The organism is Dyella sp. (assembly GCF_036384435.1).
Taxonomy (GTDB): Bacteria; Pseudomonadota; Gammaproteobacteria; order Xanthomonadales; family Rhodanobacteraceae; genus GSA-30.
On sequence record NZ_DASVMI010000137.1, the window covers coordinates 1 to 2,012 of the forward strand.

The 2,012-nt window shown below is 59.8% G+C and carries 2 protein-coding genes; one reads left to right on the forward strand and one right to left on the reverse strand.

Going from position 1 to position 2,012, the window contains the following annotated elements; all coding sequences use genetic code 11:
- Positions 1-275 precede the first annotated feature (275 nt).
- Positions 276-761 (reverse strand): Lrp/AsnC family transcriptional regulator, encoded by a 486-nt coding sequence (locus VF436_RS13425; protein ID WP_330904532.1) that lies wholly within the window; start codon positions 759-761, stop codon positions 276-278.
- Between the two features lie 166 nt (positions 762-927).
- On the opposite strand from VF436_RS13425, the gene hppD reads away from it, so the two are divergent.
- A partial coding sequence (gene hppD / locus VF436_RS13430) for a 4-hydroxyphenylpyruvate dioxygenase (RefSeq protein ID WP_330904533.1) occupies positions 928-2,012 on the forward strand: 1,085 nt, incomplete at its 3' end.

Genomic DNA, 2,012 nt, shown 5'->3' on the forward strand with positions numbered 1-2,012 from the left:
GTCTTTGGCTTGCAATCTTCATCCTAAAATGAAAACCGCGCACCGCTCGCCGCGCCAAGTGCCCACACTTATCGGTTGTTTCGTTGTTAAAGAACAGGTACCACTCAAGCCTTGACCGCCAACGCAGCCTCGACCGCCCTACCGCCTCGCCCACTCGCTAAAACACCTTGCCAAGACACTTGTCTCAGACTCGCGTCTCAACGCGTTTGCGTCTGTGCAGCAGAGAAACGAGATTATGAAGACATTTTTGAGACGTGTCAAATCCATCTTTGCCTTCAGGCAGAACCCACCGGCAATTCGGTCGTCTGCTTGATTTGCTGCAAGGCAAAGAAGGACCGCATGTCGATGACGGCAGGGTGTCGCATGAGCGTATCCATGGCGAAACGGGAGAAGTGCGCCAGGTCGGCCACCTGGATGCGCAGCAGGTAATCCATGTCGCCCGTCATGGCATAGCACTCCACCACCTCGGGCCAGGCCTGCACGGCCTGTGCGAAATCGCCCATGGGCGCATGGCTGCCGCCGATATGCTTGTTCAGGCGGATGGTGATGTAGGCCAGCAGCCCGAGGCCGACCCGCCCGGGGTCGACCAGGGCGACATAGCCCTTGATATAGCCCTGTTCTTCGAGACGACGGACCCGGCGCAGGCAGGGGCTGGGGGAAAGAGACACCCGGTCGGCGAGCTCCTGATTGCTGAGGCGGCCGTCGCGCTGCAATTCGGCCAGAATCTTGCGATCCACCCTGTCGAGTTCTTCTGCAGGCATCTTATGCTCCAAAATTACTTATATAGGGTGAATTATGCCTAACCTATCCCTTGTTTGAAGCATCTTTGCAATCATATGCCGGACCTTCCCTTCTAGAATATTGCACCTGAGCCGGCCCCCTTTTACCCAAGGCCGGCAATGCCAGGACACATTAGGGAGCCTCGTCATGGAGACGACATTTCAACCCTGGGACAACCCCATGGGAACCGCCGGTTTCGAATTCATCGAGTATGCGGCGCCGGACCCGGTCGCGTTGCGCAAGGTGTTCGACCTGCTGGGCTTCAAGGCCATCGCCAAGCACCGCCACAAGGATGTGACACTGCACCGCCAAGGCGGCATCAACTTCCTGATCAACGCCGACCCCGACTCGTTCGCTCAGCGCTTCGCGCGCCTGCATGGCCCGTCCATCTGCGCCATCGCCTTTCGCGTGCAGGACGCCGCCAAGGCCTATAAGCGCGCGCTCGAGTTCGGCGCCTGGGGCTACGACTCGCACAGCGGTCCGATGGAGCTGAACATCCCCGCCATCAAGGGCATCGGCGATTCGCTGATCTATCTGGTGGACCGCTGGCGCGGCAAGCAAGGCTCGGGCGGCATCGGCGACATCAGCATTTACGACGTGGATTTCGAGCCGCTGGATCCGGCCAATGCCGAGGCCGATCTCAACTACGCCGGCGCCGGGCTGACCATGATCGACCATTTGACGCACAACGTGCACAAGGGTCGCATGGATGAATGGGCCGACTTCTACTCGCGCCTCTTCAACTTTCGCGAGGTCCGCTACTTCGATATCGAAGGCAAGGTGACGGGCGTGAAGTCCAAGGCCATGACCTCGCCGTGCGGCAACATCCGCATCCCGATCAACGAGGAAGGCACCGAAGAAAAAGGCCAGATCCAGGAATACCTGGACCTCTATCACGGCGAAGGCATCCAGCACATCGCGCTGGGCACCGACGACATCTACGCGACGGTGGAGCGCCTGCGCAAGGGCGGCGTGGTCTTCCTGGACACGCCGGACACCTATTACGAGCTACTGGAAAAACGCCTGCCCGGCCACGGCGAAGATACCGCGCGGCTTCTGAAGAACCGAATCCTGCTGGACGGCGCGCCCGGCGGCGGCCTGCTGCTGCAGATCTTCACCGAAAACCAGATCGGCCCGATCTTCTTCGAGATCATCCAGCGCAAAGGCAACGACGGCTTCGGCGAAGGCAACTTCAAGGCGCTGTTCGAATCGATCGAGCTCGATCAGATGCG

What these genes read in the sequence shown, in the direction of transcription:
- VF436_RS13425 (WP_330904532.1), bottom strand. Translation starts at nt 761, where the DNA reads ATGCCTGCAGAAGAACTCGACAGGGTGGATCGCAAGATTCTGGCCGAA.